The organism is Salinilacihabitans rarus, assembly GCF_024296665.1.
Classification (GTDB): domain Archaea; phylum Halobacteriota; class Halobacteria; order Halobacteriales; family Natrialbaceae; genus Salinilacihabitans; species Salinilacihabitans rarus.
This window is the reverse complement of sequence record NZ_CP100762.1, coordinates 2,236,583-2,258,732: the sequence shown is the minus strand read 5'-3', so window position 1 is coordinate 2,258,732 and position 22,150 is coordinate 2,236,583. Positions and strand designations below refer to the sequence as shown.

Below are 22,150 nucleotides of genomic sequence, written 5' to 3'. Positions count from 1 at the left end.
CGGGGCAGTCAAAAAGCGCCCTGCCGGCCGACGCTCTCCTCCCGCTCGTCGAGGTCGTCGTGGAAGACGACCTCGGTGCCCGGCCCGACGCCGGTTTCGTTCGCGAACCCCTGTTCGAGTTCGATCACGTACTGGGCGTCCCCGTCGCTGTGGTAGCGCTCGAGTTCGCCGTCGGACGCGTCGGGTTCGGGGTCGGCGTGCTCGACGTTCAGCACCGTGCCGTTCGGCGCGACGAAGATCATGTCCAGCGGGACGTACGTGTTCTTCATCCAGAACGAGCGCTCGTCGGCCTCGTCGTAGACGAACACCATCCCGTGGTCCTCGGGCAGCGACTCGCGGAACATCAGCCCCTCCCGCTGTTCTTCGAGCGTGGCGGCGACTTCGAGAGTGACCGTCGCGTTCCCCTCCGCGGCGAGGAACGTCGCGGTGGCGTTCCCGTCGCCTCCGTCGCTTTCGTCCGCTCCGGGGTCCGTCTCGTCGTCGCCCTCGCCGTCGAGGGCGGGGCCGAGACAGCCGCCGACGGCGGCGAGGAGAACGACTGCGGCGACGATCGCGGGGAGTCGTGGCGGCGAACGCATGGCCTGCGGTACTACGCCGGGGATCAAAAACGTGGGTCGGGCGAGAGTTTTTTCCCGGTTCGACCGAATGCGCCGGTCGATGGACCTCGAATCGATTCCGGGCGTCGGCGAGAAGACCGCCCGCGCGCTGGCGGACCTCGACGACCCCGAGCGCGCGCTCAGGACCGGCGACGTGGCGGCGCTCGCGCGCGCTCCGGGGATCACGCGGGGTCGCGCGGCGCGCATCGCGCGCGGGGCGATCCGCCGCGAGCACGACGACCCCGGCGGCTTCCTCGCGACCGACCGCGCCCGCGAGGTCTACCGCGAGGTCCTCTCGCTGTGCACGGAGCGGGCCGTCACCCGCTACGGCGCCGCCCGCCTCGAGACGTTCTACCCCAGTTCGCGCCGGTCGCGCATCGAGGAGGCACGGGCGTTCGTCCGCGAGGCGATCCAGCGCGACCCGGACCCCGACGTACTCGACGCGCTGGCCGGCGTCGAACCGCTCGAACCGCCCGGCGACGTCCGGGTGCGCGACCGCTGTCTGGCGACGACCGACGCCGAACGCTACGCCGAGGCCCGCGAGGCGGTCCCCGAACTCCCGGTCGAGGTGGTCGAGGACGCCCAGGGGCTGGCCGAACTCGCGCGCGGCTACGCGACCGTCGTCGCCCTCGACGAGGAGTTCGCGGGCGTGGCCGTCGACGGCGACGTCCGGGTCCGGCCGGACGCCCTCGACGACCCCGCGGAGATCGTTCCCGAACGCGCGCTGGCGTTTTTCGCGCGCAACCGCGAGAGCCTGCGGGCGGCCGCCGCCGTCCACCGCGCGGCCGGCCTCGACGCCGACTGCGACCTCGAAGCGCTCGAAGCGGGCCTCGAACGCCTCGCCGCCGACGGCACCGTCGCGGGCGACGACGAACTCGACCGGCTGACGGCGGCGGTCGACGACCTCGACGCGGCCGTCGGCACCGCCGAGAGCGTCGCCAACGACCGCCTGCGGGAGGCGATCCGCGAGCGGGACGTCACGATCGAGGGCTCGGACCTGCTCTCGCTGGTCGAGCGCGGCGCCGGCGTCGACTCGCTGCTCTCCCGGGAACTCGCCGACGACCACGCCGCGGCCGTCGAAGCCGCCCGCGAGCACCTGATCGAGACGCTCGATCTCGACGCCGGCGAGGCGGATCTCGCCCGGCGGGCGTTCGGCGACGAGCCGACGTTTCCCGTCGAGCGCGACGAGAACGCGGTCTCGCGGCTGCGCGAGGAACTGACGGCCGCGAAGGAGCGCCGCGCCGCCCGCCTCAAGCGCGAACTGGCCGCCGACCTCGCCGCCCAGCGCGAGGGTGCCCAGCGACTCGTCCGGGACGCCCTCGAACTCGACGTCGAACTCGCCGTCTCGCGGTTCGCCCGCGACTTCGAGTGTACGATGCCGGAGTTCGTCTGGGACGCCGGCGAGGGAGTCGGCTTCCGGATCGAGGGCGGGCGCTCGCCGCTGCTGGACGAACCCCTCGCGGAGATCGATCCCGTCGACTACGAGGTCTCGGGCGTCGCCTTGCTCTCGGGGGTCAACAGCGGCGGGAAGACCTCGACGCTCGACCTCGTCGCGAGCGTCGTCGTGCTGGCGCACATGGGGTTTCCCGTGCCCGCCGCGTCGGTGCGCCTGCGGCGGTTCGACGACCTCCACTACCACGCCAAGACCCAGGGCACTCTCGACGCGGGGGCGTTCGAGTCCACGGTCAGGGAGTTCGCCGACCTCGCCGGGGGCGGCGAGGGGTCGCTCGTGCTCGTCGACGAACTGGAGAGCATCACCGAACCCGGGGCCAGCGCGAAGATCATCGCGGGCATCCTCGAGACGCTCGACGAGAACGACGCGACGGCGGTGTTCGTCTCCCACCTCGCCGGCGAGATCCGCGAGACGGCCGACTTCCCGGTGACCGTCGACGGCATCGAGGCCGTCGGCCTGGTCGACGGCGAACTCGAAGTGAACCGCTCGCCGGTCAAGGACCACCTCGCGCGCTCGACGCCGGAGTTGATCGTCGAGAAACTGGCCGGCGAGGCCGACGGGGGCCGGTCGGCCGGTGGCGAGGTCGCCTTCTACGATCGACTGCTGGAGAAGTTCGAGTAGCCGTCGTGAGCCCGCACGGGTCCGAATTTCCAGTATCCGCGCAAACAACTAAGTAGCTTCGAGAGCGTGGTGAAAGTGATGGCAGACGACCCCGAGGGGGGGATGTTATCGTGGGACGAGTCCGTGTTCAAGAACGAGCACGTCTTCGAGATCGACTACGTCCCCGAGACGTTCCGCCACCGCGACTCGCAGATGCGGAGCCTCACCTACGCGCTGCGACCGGCGGTCCGGGGGTCGCGCCCGCTGAACGTCATGGTCCGCGGGCCGCCCGGGACGGGCAAGACGACGGGGATCCAGAAGCTGTTCGACGAGGTCGGCGCCCAGACCCGCGAGGTCCGTACCATCCGCGTCAACTGTCAGGTAAACTCGACGCGCTACTCCGTCTTCTCGCGGCTGTTCGAGGGCACGTTCGACTACGAACCGCCCTCCAGCGGCATCTCCTTCAAGAAACTGTTCGGCCAGATCGCCGAGAAACTCGTCGAGGAGGACCGCGTCCTCGTCGTCGCGCTCGACGACGTCAACTACCTCTTCTACGAGAACGAGGCCTCCGACACGCTCTACTCGCTGCTGCGCGCCCACGAGGAACACCCCGGCGCGAAGATCGGCGTCATCGTCGTCTCCTCCGATCCCACCCTCGAAGTGATCGACGAACTCGACTCGCGCGTCCAGAGCGTCTTCCGTCCCGAGGACGTCTACTTCCCCGTCTACGACCAGCCCGAGATCGTCGACATCCTCGGCGAGCGCGTCGAGCGGGGCTTCCACGACGGCGTCATCTCGCGGGACGTCCTGGAGCACGTCGCGGACCGCACCGCCGAGAGCGGCGACCTCCGGGTGGGGATCGACCTCCTTCGGCGTGCGGGGCTCAACGCCGAGATGCGCGCGAGCCGCGTCGTCGAACTCGAGGACGTCGAGAAGGCCTACGAGACCTCGAAGTACGTCAACCTCTCGCGGAGCCTCGCCGGCCTCACCGAGAACGAGCGCGCCCTGCTGGAGGTGATCGCCGAGCACGACGGCTCGCAGGCCGGCGAGGTCTACGAGGCGTTCCGCGAGCGGACCGACCTCGGCTACACCCGCTACTCCGAGATCGTCAACAAACTCGACCAGCTCGGGCTGATCGACGCCGACTACGCCGACGTCGAGGGCCGAGGCCGCTCGCGGGCGCTCTCGCTGGCCTACGAGCGCGAGGCGGTTCTGGATCGGCTCGACTGACCGATCCGGCGAGGGAGTCACAGCCCCCAGATGAGGGCGATACCGACCGTCGTGACGACCGCCACAGGAGCTGTAGCGGCCCGCCGACTCGCAGGAAGTCGGCGAACGTGTACTTCCCCGGGCCGTAGACCATCAGGTTCGTCTGGTAGCCCATCGGGGTCGTAAACGAGGTCGCGGAGGCGAACATCTCCGCGAGGAGAAACGAGAACGCCGCGGCGTCGACCGCCACGGGCGCCATCAGCACCACCGTCGCCACGGGGTGATGACGTTCGTGAGCGGTCCAGTCACGACGGCGAAAAGCAGCAGGACTCCGATCGGCGGCAGGTACGCGGCGGTCCCGACCAGCGCGTCGGCCAGGAACTGCGACCCGCCGGTCGACTCGAGCGCGGCGCCGAGGGGGATCACGCCGGCGAGCAGGAAGACGACTGGAGTTGCTCCGTCACGGTCGGGTTCACCGCGGGCGGGTCCATAACGGTTGGGCGGGCAGTGGCGTGCAACCCCGGTCCGACCGGACGGCGTTCGCGACCGCTACTCGTGTTGGCTCCTCGTTCGTCGGTGTATGGGTCGCCTTCGGACGGCAGGGATCGCGTACGCGAAGCGGCGACACGGGCAATGTCGAAACTGCCCCCGCTACTGACTGGGCGCTTTTCGATTCCGGCGTCCTCCCCGTCACGTGCATCGTGCCGGTATCACGAGAGACCGCACCGTGAAACGAGTGGAAGACGGACCGATGGACGGAGCGGGAGACGGTTCGGGTCGCGCCGTTCGTTGAGCACCGTGGGCGGCCGTCGGGACTCGGTCGTCGCCGACGTACAGGCCCGGCCGCCCGTTCCCGATTCGCGGAGACGTTCCGGGCGGTGGCCGTGCCCTGGGCTGCCCCGACAGCGAGCGGGTCAAGTGGTTCGAGGCCCTGTTCCCGACAATGAGCGACGCGCAAGGGCCCCTCCAGCCGGACCGTCCCGACGTCGACCGACCGTTCGAAGTCGACGCCCCCTTCGAGCCCGCGGGCGACCAGCCCGGGGCGATCGAACAGTTGGCCGAGGGCTTTCGGTCGGGGATGGACGAACAGACCTTGCTCGGCGTCACGGGGTCGGGGAAGACCAACACCGTCTCGTGGCTCATCGAGGAGGTCCAGCAGCCGACCCTCGTGATCGCCCACAACAAGACGCTCGCGGCCCAACTGTACGAGGAGTTCCGGACCCTCTTTCCGAACAACGCCGTCGAGTACTTCGTCTCCTACTACGACTACTACCAGCCCGAGGCGTACGTCGAGCAGACGGACACCTACATCGACAAGGACGCCTCGATCAACGACGAGATCGACCGCCTGCGCCACTCGGCGACCCGCTCGCTGCTGACCCGCGAGGACGTCATCGTCGTCGCCTCGGTCTCTGCCATCTACGGGCTGGGCGACCCGCGCAACTACGTCGACATGGCGATGCGCCTCGAAGTCGGCGAGGAGGTCGGCCGCGACGAGTTGCTCGCGCGGCTGGTGGACCTGAACTACGAGCGCAACGACGTCGACTTCACCCAGGGGACGTTCCGGGTGCGCGGCGACACGATCGAGATCTTCCCGATGTACGGCCGCTACGCCGTCCGCGTGGAGCTGTGGGGCGACGAGATCGACCGGATGCGCAAGGTCGACCCCCTCGAAGGCGAGGTCGAAAGCGAGGAGCCCGCGGCGTTGATCCACCCGGCCGAGCACTACTCGATCCCCGAGTCCCGGCTCGAACGGGCGATGGAGGAGATCCGCGAGGACCTCGATAAACGCATCTCGTACTTCGAGCGACAGGGCGACCTGATCGCCGCCCAGCGCATCGAGGAGCGGACGACGTTCGACCTCGAGATGATGCAGGAGACGGGCTACTGCTCGGGGATCGAGAACTATTCGCTGTACCTCTCCGACCGCGAGTCGGGCGAGGCACCGTACACCCTGCTCGACTACTTCCCCGACGAGTTCCTCACGGTCGTCGACGAGTCCCACGTCACCCTCCCGCAGGTCCGGGGCCAGTACGCCGGCGACAAGTCCCGGAAGGACTCGCTGGTCGAGAACGGCTTCCGGCTCCCCACGAGCTACGACAACCGGCCGCTGACCTTCGAGGAGTTCGAGGAGAAGACCGACCGGACGCTGTACGTCAGCGCCACGCCGGGCGACTACGAGTACGAGCACAGCGACCGGGTCGTCGAACAGATCGTCCGGCCGACCCACCTCGTCGACCCGAAGGTCGAGGTCTCGCCCGCCAGCGGGCAGGTCGACGACCTGCTGGACCGCATCGACGAGCGCGTCGCACGCGACGAGCGCACCCTCGTGACGACGCTCACCAAGCGCATGGCCGAGGACCTCACCGAGTACCTGGAGGAGGCCGGGGTGGCCGTCGAGTACATGCACGACGAGACCGACACGTTAGAGCGCCACGAGATCATCCGCTCGCTGCGGCTGGGCGAGATCGACGTCCTCGTCGGCATCAACCTCCTGCGCGAGGGGCTGGACATCCCCGAGGTGAGCCTCGTCGCCATCCTCGACGCCGATCAGGAGGGCTTTCTCCGCAGCGAGACGACGCTCGTCCAGACGATGGGGCGGGCAGCGAGGAACGTCAACGGCGAGGTGATCCTCTACGCCGACGCGGTCTCGAACGCCATGGAATCGGCCATCGAGGAGACCCAGCGCCGTCGCCGGATCCAGCGGGAGTTCAACGAGGAGCACGGCCACGAACCGACGACGATCGAGAAGGAAGTCGGCGAGACCAACCTGCCGGGGAGCAAGACCGACACTTCGGACGTCTCCGGGCGCTCGCTCGCGGACGAGGACGACGCCGCCCGCTACGTCGCGGAGCTCGAAGAACGGATGCGGGAGGCGGCGAACAACCTCGAGTTCGAACTCGCCGCCGACATCCGCGACCGGATCGCGGAGGTCCGCGAGGAGTTCGACTTAGACGGCGGCGACGGGGACGAGGGGATCGCGCCGCCGGCCGAGGAGTTCTGAGCGCCGACCGGCCTACAGCGGGAGGATCGACGTTCCGACGGCGTACTCGGCGGCGATGTCCAGCGCGAACAGTCCGAACGTGACCGCCGCGACGCGGTGAACCCACGCCCGGTCGAACCGGTCGGCGGTCCTGCGGAAGACCAGCGCGGTGACGAGGCTGACCGGGACGATAGCGAGCATCTCGCCGATCCAGATCGCCGACGTCGCCCCGTACTGGACGGCGAGGCCGATGGTGACCAGTTGGGTCTTATCGCCGAACTCGCCGACAACCATCAGCGAGAACGACGGCAGGAAGCCGCGAAATCGGGGCGGAACCGACGACTGCACCGACTCGAGGAATCGGGACCCGCCGTCCGTAACCGGTTTCCCGGGCGGTCGGGAGCCGTCGTCCGGCGTCGCGTACAGGAGCCAGACCGCGAAGACGACGAAGAGACCGGCGGTGATGGCGTCGAGGTAGACCGCCGGAAGCGCGCCCGTGAGGCCGTTCCCGAGCAGAATTTCGATCGCCGTCCAGCCGCCGAACGCCGTCGCCGCGCCCGCGACGACCATATACGGGTCGTGCTCCGTCGCCAGGCCCGCGATGACCAGTTGTCCCTTCTCTCCCGGGAGGGCAAGCAACTGCAGGACGAAGGCGGTGAGTACGATCTCGATGAAGTCACTCATGTGTCGTGTGGATGTCGTCGTGACGTCCGTCGGACCGCCGGGCGGCCACGGGGCCGTCCTGTGGCGGCGTCAGTTCCCACGAACGAATTAGATTACCCTAACGAAAGTGTTTATCGGTCCTAACCCGCGAGGCCGCCGTCCGTCGGTTCGGACCTCGTGGCCCTCGACCGCTGGAGGGCGATCGGTCGAGTCGTCCGCGAGCGCGGCCGAATCCGCTCAGAGCACGCCGAAGCCGAACTCCGGCAGCCCGAGGACCGGTCCCCACAGGAAGTGCAGCGCCACGCCGACGACGACCGCGGGCACGGCGTTGTAGACCGTGGCGACGACCGCGGCCCTGAAATCGACGGCCAGCAGCGGGAAGAGGGCGTCGCCGTCCTGGGCGACGGCGTTGGCCGCCAGCGCCGAGAACGGGAGGCCGCCCTCGGCGTAGACGCCCGCCAGCAGGATCTGGGGGCCACAGCCGGGGATCAGCCCGACGGCGGCGCCCCCGATGGGGGCGAGCACGCCGGCGGCGGAGGCGACCGCGGCGACGTCGAGGCCGGTCAACACTACGCCGTACTCGTAGGCCAGCAGGGCGACGATCACCCAGACGGTGACGAAACTGGTCTCCATCGCCGCGTGGGTGAGGGTGTCGTAGACCGACGAGAACGAGTCGCGGGCGCGGGCGACCGTCCCCTCGCCGACGTAGTGGCGGCCGACGGCGTAGAGGTACAGCGACAGGACGGCGCCGGCGAGGCCGAAGACGGTGAACGCGCCGTCGAAGCCGAGGCCGACGACGAGGGCCGTCTCGGGGCCGCCGCGTAGCAGGTAGAGCGTCCCGACGACGAGGCCGCCGGCGGCCGCGACCCACCACGCGACGTGGGCGGCGTGCGAGAGGGGCGTGAGGATCGCCGAACGGCGGTCCGGACCCGACTCGTGGGCGTGGGTCGGCGCGCAGGTCGGGTAGTCGTGGGCGGGATTGGGGCGGACGGCGCCGCCGCCGGCGACCGCGGTCCCGCCGTCGGTCGCGGCGGGCGAGAGCCGCGCGACGGCCGCGTCGACCCGTGAGACGCCGAGGCCGACGGTGTCGACGAGGTAGCCGGTCGTCACCGAGGCGAGGAGGGCGACGCCGTAGGCGTACAGCGCCGCCTCGGGCGCCAGCGCGAGGATGACGAACGCGGAGTCGCCCGCGGTCGCCCCCAGCGTCGCGACGACGGTGCCGAAACTGACGGTGCCGCGGACGTACAGCGGCATCACGACGATGGCGCCGCCACAGCCGGGGGTCAGTCCGAGCAGGCCGCCGAGCAGCGGCTGGAGCGACTCCCGGTCCTCGATCGCGCGCAACAGCGCGCCGTCGGTCCGGTACTGAACGAGCCCGAACGCGAGGACGGTGACCGCGACGAAGACGCTCACCTGCACGTAGCCGTCGCGCAGCGATTCGAGCAGGATCGTCAGCGGTTCAGCCACGGCGGCCACCTCCCGCCCGCGCCGGCCGGGGACCGCGACCGGCGACGGGCCGATGGATTAGACACATCTAAACTCTGCTTTTGCAGTCTAGAATTTATAGTTGACGGCTCGTCTCATCGGGCGTCGATCGGCGGGAGCGTCGTCTCGACCGACTCTGCCGAATCGTCGACGGGCACGGTCGACGGCGATCGAGAACGCGAATTGAATGGGTTTTTGAACGCGGGTGTGCCTGCTAGAGGCATGCCCTCCGAGACGGTCTGTCCGGATTGCGAGGAACCGTTAGAGCGGATGGAATTACAAGGAACCGACGTGATGGGGTCGCTCGCCATCGTCTCACCGGCGTCGGACGACGGGTTTCTGAGCGGCCTTCGCGCGGACGAAATTCTCACGCCGGTTCCGTACGTCTGCCCCGAGTGCCGACGAACGCTCGTCTACGCGGAGTAGCGACCGAGAAACCCCACGACGGCAGCGGGCGATGGAACGGGTTCCGGTCCGGTAGCCGTGTCGGCCTCGTCACCGGGCGCTCAGCCACTCCGCCGCACCCGGCTCTCAGAGGTCGAGCGTGTAGACCACTTCCAGACGCTCCTCGCCACCGATCTCGACGGTCCCCTCGTCGCTCTTCTCGAAGCCGAGTCCCTCGTAGAAGGCCCGTCCGCCCTCGTTCGAGGCGAGGTCGATCGCCCGCATCCGGTTCATGTTGAAGTCCTCGAGGTCGGCCCGCAGGCGCTCGTGCAGTGCCGTCCCGACCCCCTCGCGCTGGCGGTCCGGGCGGACGTACATCCGCAGGACGTCGCCCTCGTCGCCCTGGACGACGCCGTGGCTGAAGCCGACGACCTCACCGTCGTCCTCGGCGACGAGGAACGCGGTGCCCGGTTCCGAGAGCGCGCGCTCGAGTTCGTCGTCGGCGTACCACGCGTCGACGGTCTCGTCGACGGTCTCGGCGTCGAGTTCGTCGTACGAGTCGTGCCAGGCCGCGCGGGCGACCTCGCGGATCGCCTCGCGATCCGCGGCGCTGGCCGGCCGGATCTCCATGGCGTGTGCTACGCCGTCGAGCGACAAAGTAGTGGGACTGCGCTCGTCTCACTCCCCGACGTCGAACCCCCGTTCGCGCAGCAGGTCGGGGACCCGGTCGCGGTGGTCGCCCTGGAGTTCGATCCGGCCCTCGTCGACCGTCCCGCCGGTCCCCATCGAACGCTTCAGGTCCGAGGCGATCGCTTTCACCTCCTGCTCGGGGAGGTCGAACCCTTCGACGATGGTCACCGGCTTCCCGTAGCGGCGCTTCTCCATGCGGACCGACAGCACCTGCTGGGAGGTCGAGAGGTCGCCGTGGCTGTCGAGTTCGTCGAGCAGGTCGTCCAGTGAGTCGTCGTCGTCCACGAGTTCCGGTACGCCAGCGAGTACCATAGGTCCATCCCCGACGTTCGCGGGTCCGGCCGGAATCGAACAGGGAGAAATCGCGGCGAGACGGGGCCGGTCGGTCAGTCGTCGCTCGCGGGTTCACCCGCGGGCCGCTCCGCGAACGGGCGCGAGGAAACGCCCTTGCGAGTCGCGTCCAGTTCGGAGAGGCCGTAGACGAGGCCGGCGAGGATCGCCACGCCCAGCGGCACCAGCACGAGCGGCGGGAGGCCGAGGAAGCCGTAGACGAGGTAGACGAGAATCGCCACGAACATGACCGTCATGGCGTAGTAGATCTGCGTGCGCACGTGGTCGATGTGGTCGGCCCCGGCGAACGTCGACGAGAGGATGGTTGTGTCGGAGATGGGCGAGCAGTGGTCGCCGAAGATGGCCCCCGAGAACACCGCGCCGACGGCGACGGCCAGCAGTTCGGGCGACTGGCCGCCGATCGTCCAGGCCATCGGAACCGCGATGGGGGTGACGATCCCCATGGTCCCCCACGAGGTACCGATCGAGAACGAGATGAGCGCCGCGGACAGGAGGATGACGACCGGCAGCAACGCGGGCGTGACCACGCCCTCGGCGATGCCGGTGACGTACTCGCCGGTCCCGAGTTCGCCCGCGACGGTGCCGATCGACCAGGCCATCACGAGGATGCTCACCGCGTTGAGCATGATCGCGAAGCCGTCGATGACGGTCTCCATCGCCTCGCGGAGGTCCATGATATCGTCGTACAGCGCCAGAACGACGCCCGTCGCGACCATCGTGAACGAACCCCAGACCAGCGCGCCCGTGAAGTCCATGCTGTCGACGAGGGTGATCAGCGCGTCGGAGTCGGCGAACACCTCGGCGAGTCCGGCGTCGATCGCAGACAGGCCGGTGTAGAGCGCGCCGGAGACGACGACGAGCACGAGCATCGCGACCGGCAGCACGAACGACCGGAGGCGGGGATCGTCGGAGGCCAGTTCGCCGAGGTCGTCTTTCATGCTCTGGAGGGGCTTTGCCCCGTCGCGGTTGACCTTGCCCGTGGTCCGGGCGCGGGTCTCCGCGTCGAGCATCTCGCCGAAGTCCCGGCGGGTGAGCACGATCAACAGCACCATGACGATCGCCAGCAAGCAGTAGACGTTGAACGGAATCGACCGCAGGAACGTCGCCACCGCTCCCGGCGTCTCGCCGTCCAGACTGGGGAGTTCGTTGTCGATGAGGCTGATCTGGAACGCGACCCAACTCGAGATGCCGAACGTCGCGACCGGCGCGGCCGTCGAGTCGAGGATGTACGAGAGCTTCTCGCGGGACATGTTCATCTCGTCGGCGATGTCCTTCATCGCCGAGCCGACGATGGCCGTGTTGGCGTAGTCGTCGAAGAACCAGAACAGGCCGAGCGCCCAGGCGCCCAGCCCGACCTTTCGGTGGGAGTCGATCCGCGAGGTCGCGTAGTTGGCGACGGCGATCGAGCCGCCCATCCGCCAGATGAGGGCGATCCCCGCGCCGATCAGCATCGTAAAGAGGATGATCTGGGCGTTGAAGTCGTCGGCGATCGAGCCGATGATCCAGTCGAACGCCTGCACCCCGCCGGCGAGCGGAAGCGTCACGACGTCGACGATCCCCGCCGCCCCCCTGGCGACGAAGAGCGTCCCGCCGACCCAGATGCCGATGAACAGCGACAACAGTGCTCGGCGGGTCACGATCGCGAGAACGATCGCCAACAACGGCGGTACCAGCGACAGCGCACCGAAATCTGATGCCATGCTACCACGCATCACACTCTTTGTATTTAAAACATTCCGTGATGCCGATTATCCACGGCCAGAGCGCCTACAGCCGCTCTTTCAGCGTCCGGGCCGTCTTCTCGCCGACGCCCGAGACGCTCCGCAGGTCCTCGACGCTCGCCTCGCGGACGTTCTCGACGCTGCCGAACCGCCGCAGCAGACGCGTTCGGGTCTCCGGGCCGACGCCCGGCACGTCGTCGAGCACCGTCGAGACGTCGTCGCGTAGCGTCTGGTGGTACTGGACCGCAAAGCGGTGGGCCTCGTCGCGAACCCGCTGGAGGAGGTGCAGGTGCGGCGCGTCGCTCGGCCACGAGAACTCGCGGTCGGGGGTGATCACCGTCTCCTCGGCCTTCGCGAGCGCGACCGCGGGGACGTCCCAGCCGACGTCGGCGAGCGCGTCGCGGGCGGCTTCGAGTTGACCCGCGCCGCCGTCGATCAACAGCAGGTCGGGGTCGGGGCGGTCGTCGCGGCTCTCGACGGCCCGGCGGGCGCGCCACTCGATCAGCGCCCGCATATTGGCGTAGTCGTCGTTCTCGTCGGCGAGTTTCTTCCGGCGGTAGTCGCCCTTCTCGGCGCGGCCGTCGACGAACGTCACGTCGCTGCCGACCGCCGACCGCCCGTGGGCGTGGCTCACGTCGACGCCCTCGATCCGGCGGGCCGACTCGACCCCGAGCGCGTCGGCGAGCATGCCACACTCGTCGCGGCCGCCGACGTTCCGGCGGGCGTTCTTCAGCGCGAGGTCGACGAGTTTGGCCTCGCGGCCGGCACCGGGTACGCGGACGGCGACGCCCTCGGCGTCGAGCCACGCCGCGACCTCCTCGTCCCCGTGGCGTTCGGGCAGGAGGATGGCGTCCGGCAGGTCGCGCTCGGCGTAGTACTGGACGACGAACGCCGCGAGCACCGCGGGGACGGCCTCGCCGTCGTCGGTCCGCGGCGCTTCGAGGGTGTGGCGGTCGCGTTCGACCAGTTTCCCGCGTTCGGCGCGCAGGCGCGCGACCGTCGCCGTCTCGCCCTCGACCGCCGCGCCGAGGACGTCGACGACGCGCTCGTCGGCGGCGGCCCGGACGGCCTCGCCGCCCTCGCCGTGGAACGCCTCGACGGCCTCCAGTCGGTCGCGGAGGTTCGCCGCGCGCTCGAAGTTCCGTTCTTGGGCCGCGGCCTCCATCCGCCGTCGGAGCGGGTCCGCGAGGACGCCGGTCTCGCCCTCGAAGAATCGTTTCGCGCTCTCGACGTCCTCGCGGTAGCTCTCGCGGTCGATCTCGCGGGTACAGGGGGCCGTACAGAGGCCCATCTCGTAGTCGAGACACGGCCGGTCGCGGCCCGCGTACTTGTGGTCCGAACAGCCCCGGACGCCGTAGGTCTCCCGGATCGCCTTCACGACCGTCTCGACGCGACCCTTGTTCGTGAACGGGCCGAAGACGGTCGCCGCCCCGCCCGCATCCGAGGCGCTCTGGGCCCCGGTGTCCGGGTCGCGGGTGACCTCGATCCGGGGAGCCTCGTGGTCGGTGAACTGGACCATCGGGTAGGACTTGTCGTCCTTGAGGCGGACGTTGTAGCGGGGCTGGTGGCGCTTGATGAGGTTGGCCTCGAGCAACAGCGCCTGCGTCTCGGTGTCGGTGACGGCGATCTCGATCCCGTCGGCGCGGTCGACCATCCGGCGGATGCGCGCGCCCCGCGGGTCGGCGTACGACCGCGCCCGCGAGCGGAGGTCGACGGCCTTGCCCACGTACAGCGTCGTCTCCCCCTCGCGGAACTGGTAGACGCCGGGCTCGCGGGGCAACGACGCCGCCCGCTCGCGAACCTCCTCGGCGTTCATCGGCGGTCGTAGGGGAGCGACGGCTTTCAGCCTGACGTACGAGCGCGCCCGGAGGACGGTAGATACTCGGTCGTCGATCCGAAACGTCCGGACATGAGCGACTCGACGGTACGCTGCTGGCTCGTCGAACGCGAGTTCGGCGACCGCGACTTCGTGACCATCGTCTACGCCACGCCCGACGGCTCGCGCTACCAGCGACGCCAGCGCTCCTCGACGGCGCTGCGGACCGGATCGCCCGTGACGGCCGCCGTCGAGGTCGACGAGGACGACCTCGCGCCCGTCCCGGACGAGGAGACCCGGGAGCGCTACGCCGCCGAGGTCGAACGGACCGCCGAGCGGTACGACCCCGACGACCCGATCTGATTGCCCCCGGGAGCCCGCGCCGTCCAGAACGCTGGTACGGCCCCCCTTCCGCCGCACCGCCCGGGGTACGCGCCGGTTACTTATCGACCCGTTCGGTCTCGGCTTCGGCCATGTCGTTCGTCAGTTCACTCGCACGGGCGGCGGGACCGCCCGAACGCGCCGGTCGACGGGGAGGGATGCCGTGGTCCTGAGCGCGGCGACCACGGCCAGGGGCGGGTCGCCGCTGGCGGGCGCGCGCCGTCGGTACCGCCGCGGGCGCCTGCGCTACCGGACGTGGCGCGCCTGCGGCCGCCGATACGCCGCGCCGATCGATCCGTTCGGCCTGCTCCGTCTCGATCCCGGTGCGGTGTCGCGCGTCGTCTCGCGCGAGGACCGCGCGACGCTCGCCGCCGACGGCGACCCGGACGTCCAGGCGGTCGCCGGCGGCGACTGGGACCTCGGGGCCGAACCGTTCGTCGAGAGCCGCCCGTTCCGGGCGCTCAGGGACCGGTTCGTGCGCGGCCGACCGTGGGACGCGATCGAGGCCGAGTACGGGGTCCCCTCGCGGGTCTCCCCGGCGACCCTCGAAGTGCTCTGTGCCGACGTCGCGACGCGGGGCTACCGGACCGTCCGCGAGCGCCGCCGCGAGCGCCGCGAACCGGCGGCCGGGCCGACGCTCGTCGACCCCCGGCCCGACCTCCCGCCGGCGAAAGCCGAGGTCCGCGTCGCCGTCGGCCGCGACGGCCGGTTCGTCCTCCACGACGGCGGCTACCGGCTCGCGGTCGCCCGCCTGCTCGGCGTCGAGTCGCTTCCCGTTCACGTCCTCGTTCGCCACGACCGCTGGCAGGCCCGCCGGGAGCGGGTCGTGCTGACCGGCGCGGACGCGAGCGACCACCCCGACCTGACGGACCTCTCGCCGCGGGCCGCCGTCGGCGACGCGGCTGGCGGCCTTCGGAAGTGACAACTCTTATCCCGGACCGCGACGCCGTTTCACTCGATTATGCCAGCGATATCGGTCGACGGGCTGACCAAGTCCTACGGCCGGACGCTCGCGCTCGACGACCTCTCGTTCGAGGTCGAAGACGGCGAGGTGTTCGGCTTCCTCGGGCCGAACGGCGCCGGCAAGTCGACGACGATCAACGTCCTGCTCGACTTCGTCCGGCCGACCGCCGGGTCGGCCCGCGTACTGGGCCTCGACGTCCGGTCGGAGAGCCGGGAGATCCGCCAGCGCACCGGCGTCCTCCCGGAGGGATACCGGACCTACGACCGGCTCACGGGCCGCCAGCACCTCGAGTTCGCCATCGAGTCGAAGGGCGTCGACGACGACCCCGAACGGCTGCTCGAACGCGTCGACCTGCTGTCGGCCGCCGACGAGAAGACCGGCGGCTACTCGAAGGGGATGGCCCAGCGGCTCATGCTCGCGATGGCGCTGGTCGGCGAACCCGAACTGCTCGTCCTGGACGAGCCCTCGACCGGCCTCGACCCGAACGGCGCCCGCGAGATGCGCGAGATCGTTCGCGAGGAGAACGAACGCGGCGCGACGGTCTTCTTCTCGAGTCACATCATGGGACAGGTCGAGGCCGTCTGCGACCGCGTCGGCATCCTCCGGGACGGCGAGATGGTCGCCGTCGACTCCGTCGAGGGGCTGCGCGCCTCCGTCGGCGAGGGGACGACGCTGCGGGTCAGCGTCGACCGGGTCACCGAGGACGCCCTCGCGGCCGTCCGGTCGCTGCCGGCGGTCACCTCCGCGGCCGTCGACGAGGAGGGCGCCGGGTCGATCGTCGTCCAGTGTAACGGCTCGAAGACCGCGGTCATCCACGAACTCGAGAACAGCGGCCTCGAAGTGCGGGACTTCTCGACGACCGAGGCGTCGCTCGACGACGTCTTCCGCTCGTACACGACGGAGGTGGAGGCCCAATGAGCGCCGAGACGGGTTCCTGGGGCTCGGTCGACCTCGGTAGCGTGCGCGCGATCGCGAAGAAGGACTTTCAGGACGCCGTCCGCTCGTGGCTGTTCCTGTCTTTGAGCCTGTTTTTCTTCTCGATCCTGGTCCTCCCGACGGTGTCGCTGTGGTACTTCGGCGGCGACCTCCCCACGGTCGACGCGACGACCAGCGGGCTCGTCGGGACGGTCCACAGCGTCACCCGGCTCGTGATCCCGGTGATCGCGCTGGTGCTTGGCTGGAAGGCGATCGCCGGCGAGCGCGAGTCGGGGAGCCTCAAGGTGTTGCTCTCGCTGCCCCACTCCCGGACCGACGTGTTGCTCGGCAAACTCGCCGGCCGCTCGGCGGTGCTGTCGGTCTCGCTGATCACCGGCTTCGTGCTGGCCGCCGCCTTCGTCGCGCTCCTGTTCGGGAGCTTCGACGTGACCGACTACCTGGGCCTGCTCGCGGTGTCGATCCTCTACGGGATCGCGTACACCAGCATCGCGGTCTCGCTGTCGTCGCTGACGCGCTCGACGACGTTCGCCGGCGCCTTCGCGTTCGGCGTTTTCGTCCTGTTCTACGTCGTCTGGGAGACCGTCATCCAGACGCTCACCCTGCTCGTTCGGCTGGACTACCTGCCCGGCGTCGAGTACACGGTCACCGGGCCGGGCGGCGGCCAGATTACGGCCGAGCGTCCCCACGACGTGGCGTTTCTGTTCCACAGCTTCGATCCCGGCGTCGCCTACCGGAACGTCCTCTCTTTCGCCACGTCGATCGCCGAACAGAACCCGCGTGTCGTCCAGTCGATGGAGGCGGCCTTCGGCGGCAACGTCCCGTTCTACCTTCAGGACTGGTTCGCGATCGTCGTCCTGCTGTTCTGGATCGTCGTCCCGATCACGATCGCGATCTACCGGTTCGACCGCGTCGACTTCTGAGACGTTTCACCCCGGGTTCGCGCGGATCTCGTTCACGACGCCCCGACAGGACTTAGGTAGCTGCCGCCGGTACTCGACCGCATGACGGAGTGTCTCTTCTACGGCGGGAAAGGTGGCGTCGGCAAGACCACCTGCGCGGCTGCGACGGCGCTGGGACTCGCCGGAACGCACGAGACGCTCGTCGTCTCGACGGACCCGGCCCACTCGCTGTCCGACGCCTTCGAGACGCCGCTCGGTCCCGAACCCCGCGAACTCCGGCCGGGGCTCTGGGCGGCCGAGGTCGACCCCGAGGCTCGCGCCGACCGCTACCGGCGGCTGGCGACTGCGCTGGCGGCGGATCTGCGCGCCGCCGGCATCCGGCTCTCCGACGAGGAGGTCGAACGGATCTTCGCCGCGGGCGCGCCCGCCGGCGGCGACGAACTCGCGGCGCTCGACCTGCTCGTCGAGTACGTCGACGGCGGCCGCTACGACCGGGTCGTCCTCGACACGGCGCCGACGGGCCACACCCTGCGGCTGCTCGACCTGCCCGAGGTGACGGGACTGGCTCTCGACACCGTCCGGTCGCTGCGCGGGCAGGTGCGACGGATCGGCGACGCCGCCAAGCGCGCGGCTCTCGGCCCCATGTACTACGCGGCCGGCCGCCGCGACGAGGGGGACGAGGACGACCTCGAACGCCTGCAGGCGCGTCTCGAACGCGCCCGCGACCTCCTCTCCGATCCCGCGGTCACGACGTTCCGGGTCGTCACCGTCCCCGAGACGATGGCCATCGCCGAGACCGAGCGCCTCGTCGACCGACTGCGCGAGGTCGGCGTCCCCGTCGGGACCGTCGTCGTCAACCGTGTGCTCGAAGACGCCGACGAGGACTGTTCGCGGTGTCGGGCGCGAGCGCGCCGCCACGAGGAGCGCCTCGCGGAGATCCGGCGGGCGTTCCCCGACCTCGCGGTCGTCGCGCTCCCCGAGGTCGAAGGCGAGGTCCACGGGGTCGAGTCGCTGGCGGCGGTCGCGGAGCGGTTGCCCGCCGAGTAACACTCGTGACGGTCGGCTACCCGGGCGACGGCGACTACTCGACTGTGACCCCGCGCTCCTCGAGGAGCGCGCGGAACTCGCCGTCCTCGTCTCTGAGCACCGGCACGTCGTTCTCGTCGGCGTCGTCCAGTTTCGTCGCCCCCGGGCTCTCCCCGGCGACGAGGTAGTCGGTGTTCCCGGAGACGCCGCTCGTCGCGTTCGCGCCGTGGGCCTCGACGAGTTCCTGGGCCTCGCTCCGGGTCAGCCCTTCGAGGCTGCCGGTGAAGACGAACGTCAGCCCGTCGAGTTCGTCGCCGCCCTCCTCGCGGTCGGCCTCGCGCGGCGAGACGCGTTCGAGGATCGCGTCGACCGCCGCGGCGTTGGCCTCGCTCGCGAAGAACTCGTGGATCTGCGCGGCGACCGTCTCGCCGACGTCGTCGACGTCTTCGAGTTCCTCGGGGCGCTCCTCGGCGGCCGCGCGGAACGCCGCGAACGTGTCGAACTCGCGGGCGAGTTCCCGCGCCGTCGTCGGCCCGACGTGGGGAATGCCCAGCGCCGAGAGGAAGTCCGCCAGCGCGGGTTCGCGGCTCGCCTCGAGTTCCGCCAGCAGGTTCTCGGCGCTGGTCTCGCCCCACCCGTCGAGTTCGGTCAGCGCCTCACGGTCGAGTTCGTAGAGGTCGGCGACGCTCCCGAGGAGGCCGGCGTCGACCAGTTGGCGGACGCTCTTCTCGCCCAGCCCCTCCACGTCGAGGCCGTCGTCGCTCGCGTAGTACTCGATCGAGCGCCGAAGCTGTGCGTCGCAGGCCAGTCCGCCGGTACAGTAGGCGATCGGCCCCTCGCGCTCGACCGGGCTGTCGCAGACGGGGCAGGCGTCGGGGAGTTCGTAGTGGCCCTCGCTGCCCTTCTCGACGACCTCCTCGACGTAGGGGATGACGTCGCCCGCGCGCTTGATGCGAACGGTGTCGCCGACGTTCACGTTCTTGGCCTCGATCTCGTCGGGATTGTGCAGGCTCGCCCGCGAGACCGTGACGCCGCCGACGTCGACCGGGTCGAGCAGCGCGACGGGGGTCAGCCGGCCCGTCCGGCCCACCTGCACCGCGACGTCCTGGATCGTCGTCACCTCGCTGCGGGCCGGGAACTTGTAGGCGTACGCCCAGCGGTCGTGTCTGGCCGTCCGACCCAGTTCCTCGCGGGCCTCGCGGTCGTCGACCTTGATGACGACGCCGTCGATCTCGTAGGGGAGGTCGTCGCGCGCCTCGAGCAGGCGGTCGCGGTAGTCGATCGCGTCCGCGATCGAGTCGACGGCCTCGACGCGGTCGTTCGTCCGCAGGCCGTAGGTCGGGAAGGCACGCAGTTCGTCGCGGTGGCTGTCCTCGAGGTCGCTCGCGTCGAGCACGTCGAAGTAGAAGACGTCGAGGGGCCGCTCGGCGACGACGCTCGGGTCGAGTTGGCGGATCGTCCCCGCGGTCGCGTTCCGGGGGTTGGCGAACGGTTCCTCGCCGCGCTCGATCCGCTCGCGGTTGTGCTCCTGGAAGGCGTCCTTGGGCATGTAGACCTCGCCGCGGACGGCGAGGAACTCGGGCGGGTCGTCGTGGAGTCGTGCCGGGACGGAGCCGATGGTGCGGGCGTTGCGGGTCACGTCGTCGCCCTCGCGGCCGTCGCCGCGGGTGACCGCGCGGTCCAGCGAGCCGTCCTCGTAGACGAACTCCATGGAGACGCCGTCGAACTTGGGCTCGCAGACGTAGTCGACGTCGCCGACCTCGCGGCGGACGCGCTCGTCGAACTCGCGGACGTCCTCGACCTCGCCGCTGGCGTCGATCGAGAGCATCGGCGCGACGTGCTCGGCCGTCTCGAACTCGTCCAGGGGCTCGCCCCCGACGCTCCGGGTGGGGCTGTCGGGGTGGGCGAGGTCGAACGCCGCCTCGAGTTCCCGCAGGCGGGAGAACAGCGCGTCGTAGGTGCGGTCGGCGACGATCGGATCGCTCTCGACGTAGTAGCGTCGGTCGTGCTCGCGAATGGCCTCGCGGAGGAGTTCGACCTGCCGCTCGGCCTCCTCCGCGGAGAGGTCCTCGACCGGGTCGAAGTCGGTCGGCGGGTCCCGGAGGTACGGGTTCGATTCGTCCGCGTTCTCGTCGGCGAGGGACATCTGTCGTCCGGGGCTTGTAGTGCGGGGCCGTTAACGGTACCGCAGCGCGGTCAACGCCACGGGCTGTCGCCGACCGCCGACCGGACCATCGGGCCGACCCGCACCCGGCAGTCGGCCCGCGGGGTGGCGATACACAGCAGGACGTAGCCGTCGGCCCGTTCCCGGTCCGTCAGGGCCTCGGGCCGACCGCGGTAGTCGAACGCCCTCGCGGCGTCGATCGATCGGCGGTCGCTGGACTCCGCGTCGTCGGCGTCCGCCCCGTCTCCGCCGTCGACGGCGGCATCGTCCCCGTCGACCGCGAGCAGTCGGCCAACGCAGGTCGTACAGGTCCCCTCCCGACAGTCGTACGGCAACCGGATCCCCTCCCGCAGGGCCACTTCGAGCACCGTCTCCCGGGGATCGACGGTCACGGTATCGCGTCGGCCGTCCGGCCACTCCAGCGTCACGTCGTGGCTGGTCATCGGTCGACCGTCATCAACCGTCGTTCGTACAGGTTCTTCACATCTGGCTCCTAGGGCGGACAGCGAGAAAAGATTGTGCGCGTCGACCGAGCGTGGTATCCGCGCGGAACTCGCCGCCTGGCTCGCAGACAATCATCGAACAACTGCAATACTCCGGCCCTCGAGAGTTACTGGTAACCTAGCTGTTCAAGCCGCTTTTTGGCGGTTTCCGAGACGATCCGCTCGCGCTCTCTTGGCGGTTCACTCTCGATGCGGCGTCGCGTACCGGTCTCGATCTCCAGCCACGGCACTCGCAGTAATTCTTTTTTGTAAATCGACTTCGGGTGTTCGAATCCGCGAATTGGGATCGGGAAGAGGCGTTCGCCGAGTAACTCACCGTGATCTGACGTGACTACGATTTTCCCGGAGATATCTGGTATCACTCTCTCGAGTTCGTCGAGGATGATTCTGACGTTTTCGCGGTACGCCCTTTTGACATCAGATACGCTAATGGTTTCCGAAAGGTGGTATTGATCACCTTTCCACGTTAATTCGTCGGTGATTGATCGTCCGAAATTTGATAAGAAGGGTGCATGCGGTTGCATGTAGTGTGCAACGATACGCTTATCAGAATACTCATTATGGGCCTCGCGAACGGCGGTAGTCAACTCTTCTGGCGGTACTGTCCGAATGCTACTATCGAAATAATCGTCTATCAGACTAATGATATCGTGAAACGTGTTTGGTTCTATGCGTGCAGCGAATGGGTTCGCGGTCACGTACACAGTATCGTGGAATTGTCGGCCTGCAAACGTCCGATCGATGAATTCTAGACTCATCGACCCCGGCGCTAACCGATCGTCGAGCATTCCCGGCAGATCTGATTCCTCGGCAAAGTAATCATACCGACAAGCATCGATCAAAAGTAGCGTATCCCAATCCTCCTTCATGATATCAAGATCGCCGGGCTCACGGACATGTCGATGATACTTTTGATTGACGGCCCGGAACGTGAGATATAGCCGCTTATCTTCAACTATTTCCGCATACAGATACCGTAACGCCTTTTGCGGGTTTTTCAGCCCTTTCCGGACTGCATTCTCTGGAAGCTTCATTTATTCGTGAGTTCACGTCCGATACCAAGCTACCGCTTTCCACTGTATCTGTTCATAAACGTCACGCAAACTACACTGTTCTGTGGTGATTCTCTTCTCTAGTTCCCGTCAGCCTCGTACTAATCGCTTGTGGTACTATTTTATAAAATTCAACGATATCTGAAATATTCCGGTGACGATGGTATCCCCTTTGACGATCGACGCGCTGGTCTACTGTCCCGTCGATACTGCCGCCTACTGTTGAAAACGCTCCCTCAAGAGCGGTTCTGCGATTGTCCCGTCACCGATAGAA

Annotated in this window: 19 protein-coding genes and 1 pseudogene; 9 read left to right on the top strand and 11 right to left on the bottom strand. The window is 68.9% G+C overall.

The features are described from left to right. Positions 1-8: 8 nt before the first annotated feature. Positions 9-578 carry a DUF192 domain-containing protein gene (locus tag NKG98_RS11795; protein ID WP_254766115.1) on the bottom strand — a complete coding sequence of 190 codons (570 nt, stop codon included), beginning with the start codon at positions 576-578 and terminating at the stop codon, positions 9-11. A gap of 79 nt (positions 579-657) precedes the next feature. Here NKG98_RS11795 and NKG98_RS11790 point away from each other — a divergent pair, with 79 nt between their 5' ends. Together NKG98_RS11790 and NKG98_RS11785 are read left to right on the top strand one after the other, a co-directional pair. Beyond that, on the top strand, positions 658-2,670 hold the full coding sequence (locus NKG98_RS11790; RefSeq protein WP_254766114.1) for a helix-hairpin-helix domain-containing protein: 2,013 nt from the start codon (positions 658-660) through the stop codon (positions 2,668-2,670). A gap of 78 nt (positions 2,671-2,748) precedes the next feature. Further along, positions 2,749-3,879 (top strand): ORC1-type DNA replication protein, encoded by a 1,131-nt coding sequence (locus NKG98_RS11785; protein ID WP_254766113.1) that lies wholly within the window; start codon positions 2,749-2,751, stop codon positions 3,877-3,879. A gap of 17 nt (positions 3,880-3,896) precedes the next feature. Here the strand turns inward: NKG98_RS11785 and NKG98_RS11780 are convergent. Continuing rightward, positions 3,897-4,305: pseudogene (locus tag NKG98_RS11780) on the bottom strand (SLC13 family permease); the annotation flags it as partial. A gap of 496 nt (positions 4,306-4,801) precedes the next feature. Between NKG98_RS11780 and uvrB the strand changes: the two are divergent. Further along, positions 4,802-6,862 (top strand): excinuclease ABC subunit UvrB, encoded by a 2,061-nt coding sequence (gene uvrB / locus NKG98_RS11775; RefSeq protein WP_254766112.1) that lies wholly within the window; start codon positions 4,802-4,804, stop codon positions 6,860-6,862. A 12-nt stretch (positions 6,863-6,874) separates the two neighbouring features. Here uvrB and NKG98_RS11770 read toward each other — a convergent pair whose 3' ends face one another. Continuing rightward, positions 6,875-7,525 carry a TMEM165/GDT1 family protein gene (locus tag NKG98_RS11770; protein WP_254766111.1) on the bottom strand — a complete coding sequence of 217 codons (651 nt, stop codon included), beginning with the start codon at positions 7,523-7,525 and terminating at the stop codon, positions 6,875-6,877. Between the two features lie 216 nt (positions 7,526-7,741). Then, the gene (locus tag NKG98_RS11765; protein ID WP_254766110.1) at positions 7,742-8,971 is read right to left on the bottom strand and encodes a putative manganese transporter; all 1,230 of its coding nucleotides are present in this window, start codon (positions 8,969-8,971) and stop codon (positions 7,742-7,744) included. Positions 8,972-9,211: 240 nt separating this feature from the next. On the opposite strand from NKG98_RS11765, the gene NKG98_RS11760 reads away from it, so the two are divergent. Continuing rightward, a complete protein-coding gene (locus tag NKG98_RS11760; protein ID WP_254766109.1) occupies positions 9,212-9,415 on the top strand; it encodes a hypothetical protein in 204 nt (67 codons plus the stop codon). A gap of 105 nt (positions 9,416-9,520) precedes the next feature. Here the strand turns inward: NKG98_RS11760 and NKG98_RS11755 are convergent, their stop codons facing one another. From NKG98_RS11755 to NKG98_RS11740, 4 genes are all read right to left on the bottom strand, one after another. Further along, the gene (locus tag NKG98_RS11755) at positions 9,521-10,003 is read right to left on the bottom strand and encodes a GNAT family N-acetyltransferase (protein WP_254766108.1); all 483 of its coding nucleotides are present in this window, start codon (positions 10,001-10,003) and stop codon (positions 9,521-9,523) included. A gap of 48 nt (positions 10,004-10,051) precedes the next feature. Beyond that, positions 10,052-10,375, bottom strand: coding sequence for an SUI1 family translation initiation factor (locus NKG98_RS11750; protein WP_425504339.1), 324 nt, complete (start codon positions 10,373-10,375; stop codon positions 10,052-10,054). A gap of 74 nt (positions 10,376-10,449) precedes the next feature. Beyond that, positions 10,450-12,114, bottom strand: coding sequence for a Na+/H+ antiporter NhaC family protein (locus NKG98_RS11745; RefSeq protein ID WP_254766107.1), 1,665 nt, complete (start codon positions 12,112-12,114; stop codon positions 10,450-10,452). Positions 12,115-12,181: 67 nt separating this feature from the next. Next, positions 12,182-13,951, bottom strand: a complete 1,770-nt coding sequence (locus tag NKG98_RS11740) for an excinuclease ABC subunit C (RefSeq protein ID WP_254766106.1) — start codon at positions 13,949-13,951, stop codon at positions 12,182-12,184. A gap of 93 nt (positions 13,952-14,044) precedes the next feature. Between NKG98_RS11740 and NKG98_RS11735 the strand changes: the two genes are divergently transcribed. From NKG98_RS11735 to NKG98_RS11715, 5 genes are all read left to right on the top strand, one after another. Beyond that, positions 14,045-14,314, top strand: a complete 270-nt coding sequence (locus tag NKG98_RS11735) for a DUF7967 family protein (RefSeq protein WP_254766105.1) — start codon at positions 14,045-14,047, stop codon at positions 14,312-14,314. A gap of 181 nt (positions 14,315-14,495) precedes the next feature. Continuing rightward, positions 14,496-15,254, top strand: coding sequence for a hypothetical protein (locus tag NKG98_RS11730; RefSeq protein ID WP_254766104.1), 759 nt, complete (start codon positions 14,496-14,498; stop codon positions 15,252-15,254). A gap of 39 nt (positions 15,255-15,293) precedes the next feature. Then, a complete protein-coding gene (locus tag NKG98_RS11725) occupies positions 15,294-16,214 on the top strand; it encodes an ABC transporter ATP-binding protein (RefSeq protein WP_254766103.1) in 921 nt (306 codons plus the stop codon). Further along, on the top strand, positions 16,211-17,152 hold the full coding sequence (locus NKG98_RS11720; protein WP_254766102.1) for an ABC transporter permease: 942 nt from the start codon (positions 16,211-16,213) through the stop codon (positions 17,150-17,152). The genes NKG98_RS11725 and NKG98_RS11720 overlap by 4 nt, the downstream gene beginning before the upstream one ends. 81 nt (positions 17,153-17,233) lie before the next feature. Continuing rightward, entirely contained in the window at positions 17,234-18,178 is a 945-nt protein-coding gene (locus tag NKG98_RS11715; protein ID WP_254766101.1) for an ArsA family ATPase, read from the top strand. A gap of 34 nt (positions 18,179-18,212) precedes the next feature. Here the strand turns inward: NKG98_RS11715 and ligA are convergent, their stop codons facing one another. The 3 genes from ligA to NKG98_RS11700 form a co-directional block, all read right to left on the bottom strand. Beyond that, positions 18,213-20,303, bottom strand: a complete 2,091-nt coding sequence (gene ligA, locus NKG98_RS11710; protein WP_254766100.1) for an NAD-dependent DNA ligase LigA — start codon at positions 20,301-20,303, stop codon at positions 18,213-18,215. A 50-nt stretch (positions 20,304-20,353) separates the two neighbouring features. Continuing rightward, positions 20,354-20,764, bottom strand: coding sequence for a 2Fe-2S iron-sulfur cluster-binding protein (locus NKG98_RS11705; protein ID WP_254766099.1), 411 nt, complete (start codon positions 20,762-20,764; stop codon positions 20,354-20,356). 167 nt (positions 20,765-20,931) lie between these two features. Then, a complete protein-coding gene (locus tag NKG98_RS11700) occupies positions 20,932-21,858 on the bottom strand; it encodes an alkaline phosphatase family protein (RefSeq protein WP_254766098.1) in 927 nt (308 codons plus the stop codon). Positions 21,859-22,150 lie beyond the last annotated feature (292 nt).